The organism is Rhodopila sp. (genome assembly GCF_035548235.1).
Classification (GTDB): Bacteria; Pseudomonadota; Alphaproteobacteria; order Acetobacterales; family Acetobacteraceae; genus Rhodopila.
Genome location: NZ_DASZTJ010000207.1, coordinates 1 through 4,452, shown reverse-complemented (window position 1 = coordinate 4,452; position 4,452 = coordinate 1). Strand labels below are relative to the sequence as shown.

Below are 4,452 nucleotides of genomic sequence, written 5' to 3'. Positions count from 1 at the left end.
AGAAGGGCGTCGACTCACTCATCGTCACCGACCCCGTCGAACTCGCCCGGAACCGGGCGATGACCGATGCTGTCCTTGTGAGCGGCGACGAAGACGTGCGGATCGGGGTCGTCCTGGCACAACAGTTCGGCGTCCGGGTTCACCTCGTCGGGATACATCCGGCACGCGCGAACCAAAGCCCATCGCTGCGTCAAGAGGCGGATACGATCCTTGAATGGGATGCACCCGTCGTCCGGGCATTTCTGGCATATTCACCGCCCGTGTCGCCGTCCATGACGCTCACCGCGGCCGTGACCGGCGACTTGGAGGCATTGATCGAACCTCTGATCGCTGCGCTTCCGGTCGATGAGATTTCGCGGCTGAAGGTGCATGTCGCTTCGAGCAGCCAGATTCCCGCGGAGCATGACAAGGCTTTGTTACGGATCGGCCGGACCCATTACGGCACGACGACCCTGATGCCGGACGAAAGGGCCGCGCTGCGCGGCGTCTTCGTTCGGCTGGTGCGGGCGTTGTGAGTCGGCCGGCCTCGAAGCAATAATGTACCGAACCTAGTGCCCTCTCGTCAGGAAATGCCTACTCAATGACCCACTTCTTCCGCCAAGGATTCCACTGAGATGCCCGGCTTCTCCCAACGTCTCGGCCGCGTTGAACTCGCCGCCAGCGTGCGGATGTCGATCAAGGCGCGCGAGCTGCGCGCCGCCGGCAAGCCGGTGGTGACGCTGACGACCGGGGAGCCGAATTTCGACTCGCCGGCGCACGCGATCGAAGCGGCGCACCAGGCGGCGCTGCGGGGCGAGACGAAATACCCGCCCCAGGACGGCACCAAGGCGCTGAAAGAGGCGATCCAGCGCAAGTTCAAGCGCGATTCGGGCCTGGACTTCGCGCTGGACGAGATCGCCGTGTCCAACGGCGGCAAGCAATGCCTGTTCAACGCGATCATGGCCACGGTCGATGACGGCGACGAGGTCGTCATCCCCGTCCCGTCCTGGATCGCCTACGCGCAGATGACCCAGCTTTGCGGCGGCAAGCCGGTGCTGGTGAACTGCCCGCAGAACAACGGCTTCAAGCCCCGGCCCGAGGACATCGACGCCGCGATCACGCCCAAGACCAAGTGGCTGATCCTGAACAACCCGAACAACCCCACCGGCGCCTGCTGTTCGGCCGAGGAGATCGCGGCCATCGCCGCGGTGATGCGCAAGCACCCGCATGTCTGGCTGCTGTCGGACGACATGTATGAGCACCTGGTGTTCGACGGGTTCAAGCACGCCACCCTGGCGGCGGTGGCGCCGGACCTGAAGGACCGGACGCTGACGGTGTCGGGCGTGTCGAAGACCTATGCGATGACCGGCTGGCGCGTCGGCTTCGCCGGCGGCCCGAAGCCGCTGATCAAGGCGATGACGGTGATGCAGGGGCAGGCGACCGCCGGCATCTCCACCGTCGGCCAGGCCGCCGCCGCCGCCGCGCTGGACGGGCCGCAGGACGGCGTGCAGGTGCAGATCGACGCCTATCAGCGCCGCCGCGACCTGGCGGTGAAGATGCTGAACGAGTCGAAAGGCATCTCCTGCCACAAGCCGGAAGGCGCGTTCTACGTGTTCCCCAACGTCGCCGGCTGCCTGGGCAAGACCACGACCGGCGGCCGCCTGCTGCGCAACGACGAGGACGTCTGCCTGGCGCTGCTGGAGGAACACTACGTCGCCACCGTCCACGGCGCGGCGTATTACATGAGCCCCTATCTGCGGATCAGCACCGCCACCGCGGACGCGGAGCTGCTGGAGGGGCTGAAGCGCATCCAGGTGTTCTGCGAAGGACTGCGCTGAGGCGAAAGCCGCTGATGGCCGGGCTTGGACCGGCCATCGACGGGGTGCCATCGACGGGGTGGTATGCCGCCTTCGCTGTCGGCCGGGGCGCTTCCCCACCGCCTGCCAAGCCATCCCATGACGGACAGGCCGTGACGGCAAGGTCGCTGCCCCGCTGACGGAACGCCAACCCGCACTGGACCGTTCACCTCATTCCAGGCAAGAAACCCGCGAACACCAAATCCGTGAGTTCCCCATGAACCCGTCCGAGATCGATCGCCTCCAGACCTATCTGCGCAAGCTGTTCAAATCCGACCTGATCAAGGTGGTGCCGCCGATGCGCCGCGGCCTGTCGGTCGAGCTCGCCGTCAACGAGGAGATCGTCGGCACCGTCCACAAGGACACCGACGACGGGGAGACGTCCTATTCCATCCACATCACGGTGCTGGAGGAAGACCTGCCGGCGGTGAAGGCGCCCGCCAGGCCGACGCCCGCCTCCACGCGCCGCTGACCCAAGCGCGCCGAGGCTCAGCTCGGGTCAGCCGTCAGGCCGGCGGCGGCGAGTCCGGCCAACCCCGCCGCTTCGTCGTTGTCCGACGTGTCCCCGGTCACGCCGACCGCCCCGATGATGCTCTTGTCGGCGCCGCGGATCAGCACCCCGCCCGGCACCGGGACCAGCGATCCGCCGACCGCATGGGTCACGGCGGCGATGAAATGCGGCCGCTCCTCCGCCCGCTTCCCCAGCGTCCGCGAACCGACGCCCATCGCCAGCGCGCCATGCGCCTTGCCGATCGCGATGTCGGCACGCCGCAGCGAGGTGCCCTCCTCGGCGCCATAGGCCTTCAGCACGCCACGCGCATCCAGCACGGCGACGGCCATGGGCGCGAAGGATTTCCCCCGCGCATGGGCCAGCGCGGCCGAGATGATCGTCTGGGCTTTCGCCAGGGTCAGTTCCGTCATGTCCATATCCTTGTGCGCGTGCTGTGTGGGGGATCCGAGTCGCCCTGACGAACATCAAAGCCGACCCGCGCCTACGGGAACAGCCTCCAAAGGAACAGCCTTTAGAGGAACAAACCTTGGGGATCGCCGTTGAACAGCACCCGGCCCACCGCCTCGAAATGCGAGTCCCGCGACTGGATCTGCTGGGACAGGGTGTGGATGTCGCGGAACCGCCGCTCGAACGGCGTGCCGGGGAAGATCGCCGAGGTTCCGGCGGCTTTGTAGACGTAATCGGCCGCCTCGATCGCCGTCGTGATCGCCTGCGCGCAGCCCAGCCGGACGCGGACCCGGGCATCGAGACCGATTGGCGCGATGTCGTCGGCTTCGTCCCAGATCTCGCGCAGGATGTCCGCCAGATAGGCGCGGGCGGACCCCAGCGCCGCCTCCCGCCGCGCGACGTCCGATTGGACGACGGGGCTGTCGGCAAGGCGGACCAGGCCGCGCGGCGCCTTCTCCGCCGCCAGCGCGATGAACGCGTCCAGCATCGCCCGCGCGATGCCGAACGCCACGCCGGCGACGCCGACGGCGTACAACCCCTGCATCGTGAAGGCGAACAGCGGGCCGGGATCGCGGCGCAGCGACGGGTCTTCCCGCGTGCCGCTATAGGTTTCGGGGACGAACAGGTCGGTCAGGCGGTAACCCTCGGACGCGGTGCCGCGCATGCCGATCGGGTTCCAGTTCTCGATCGGCGTCGCATGCTCCTTGCGGAACAGCAACGTGCGCGTCGTCGGCCGGCCGAAACGATTGAGCCGCAGGGAACCGTCCGGCTCCATCACCTGGGCGTGCGCGCCCATCCACGTCGCCTGCCGGCTGCCGCTGGCGAAATGCCATTCGCCGCTGATCCGGTAGCCGCCCGGCACGGCGTGCGCCTTGTGCTGGTTGGGCGGCCCCCAGGACACGACGGCACGCGGGTCGGTGAAGATCGCGCGGGCCGCTTCCAGCGGGATGAACGGCGCGATCAAGGCGGAACTGTTGGCAACGAAAAGATTCCATCCGACCGACCCGTCGTGGCGGGCGAGTTCCTCGATCGCGTGCATGTAGACCCAGGGCTCGACCTCATCGCCGTCGACCGACCGGGGCAGCAGCATGCGGGCCAGGCGCGCGTCGTGGATCTGGGTCAGCAGCGGCTCCGGGATCGTCTGGGTGCGCTCGATCGTGTCCGCCGCCGCCTCGATCGCGGGGCCAAGGTCGCGGGCCCGCGCCACGGGTCCCGTTCCGATCGAGCCCGCGCGGAGATGGTTCATGGCTCGCTTCCTTCCTTCAGGCCCGGCTTCCATGAAGCTCCCACGCCCGATTGACCGGGATTGCGGACCGCGGGCGGTCGTTTGTCAATCCGTCCGGGTTAACGGCTGTTTCATTGAACGATAGGGGATGTTCCGCTACGTGTGAGCGCATGCGTCCTCTTGCGATATTTCACGCTGCTCCGCTGCTGGCGGCCTGCGCCGCCGCGGGTGTGGCCGCCGTGCCCTTGATCGCCTTGCCTGAGCCGGCCCTGGCGCAGGTGACGGTCAATCTCGGCGCCCTGCAGGCCTTGCCGGAGCGGCCGTCCAGCGCGCCGCCGGCACGCACCGAGCGTTACGCGCCGCCGCGCGGCACGGCATCGCGGACGCCGGCGGGCAAGACCGCCTCGCCGGACGCATCGGTCGCGACCGTGGTG

The 4,452-nt window shown here is 68.1% G+C and carries 6 protein-coding genes; 4 read left to right on the top strand and 2 right to left on the bottom strand.

Annotated elements, in window-relative coordinates; genetic code table 11:
- The 3 genes from VHB27_RS17170 to VHB27_RS17160 form a co-directional block, all read left to right on the top strand.
- Nucleotides 1-515, top strand: a 515-nt coding sequence (locus VHB27_RS17170) for an NYN domain-containing protein (protein ID WP_325602695.1), incomplete at its 5' end; no start/stop codon positions are given.
- A 99-nt stretch (nucleotides 516-614) separates the two neighbouring features.
- The gene (locus VHB27_RS17165; RefSeq protein WP_325602693.1) at nucleotides 615-1,817 is read left to right on the top strand and encodes a pyridoxal phosphate-dependent aminotransferase; all 1,203 of its coding nucleotides are present in this window, start codon (nucleotides 615-617) and stop codon (nucleotides 1,815-1,817) included.
- Nucleotides 1,818-2,052: 235 nt separating this feature from the next.
- Nucleotides 2,053-2,307 (top strand): DUF3126 family protein, encoded by a 255-nt coding sequence (locus tag VHB27_RS17160; protein WP_325602691.1) that lies wholly within the window; start codon nucleotides 2,053-2,055, stop codon nucleotides 2,305-2,307.
- A gap of 17 nt (nucleotides 2,308-2,324) precedes the next feature.
- Here the strand turns inward: VHB27_RS17160 and VHB27_RS17155 are convergent, their stop codons facing one another.
- Both VHB27_RS17155 and VHB27_RS17150 read right to left on the bottom strand, forming a co-directional pair.
- Entirely contained in the window at nucleotides 2,325-2,756 is a 432-nt protein-coding gene (locus VHB27_RS17155; RefSeq protein ID WP_325602689.1) for a GlcG/HbpS family heme-binding protein, read from the bottom strand.
- Nucleotides 2,757-2,857: 101 nt separating this feature from the next.
- Nucleotides 2,858-4,039 carry an acyl-CoA dehydrogenase family protein gene (locus VHB27_RS17150; protein WP_325602687.1) on the bottom strand — a complete coding sequence of 394 codons (1,182 nt, stop codon included), beginning with the start codon at nucleotides 4,037-4,039 and terminating at the stop codon, nucleotides 2,858-2,860.
- A gap of 149 nt (nucleotides 4,040-4,188) precedes the next feature.
- Between VHB27_RS17150 and VHB27_RS17145 the strand changes: the two genes are divergently transcribed.
- On the top strand, nucleotides 4,189-4,452 hold a 264-nt coding region (locus VHB27_RS17145), incomplete at its 3' end, for a hypothetical protein (RefSeq protein ID WP_325602685.1).

What these genes read in the sequence shown, in the direction of transcription:
- VHB27_RS17165 (WP_325602693.1), top strand. Translation starts at nt 615, where the DNA reads ATGCCCGGCTTCTCCCAACGTCTCGGCCGCGTTGAACTCGCCGCCAGC.
- VHB27_RS17160 (WP_325602691.1), top strand. Translation starts at nt 2,053, where the DNA reads ATGAACCCGTCCGAGATCGATCGCCTCCAGACCTATCTGCGCAAGCTG.
- VHB27_RS17155 (WP_325602689.1), bottom strand. Translation starts at nt 2,756, where the DNA reads ATGACGGAACTGACCCTGGCGAAAGCCCAGACGATCATCTCGGCCGCG.
- VHB27_RS17150 (WP_325602687.1), bottom strand. Translation starts at nt 4,039, where the DNA reads ATGAACCATCTCCGCGCGGGCTCGATCGGAACGGGACCCGTGGCGCGG.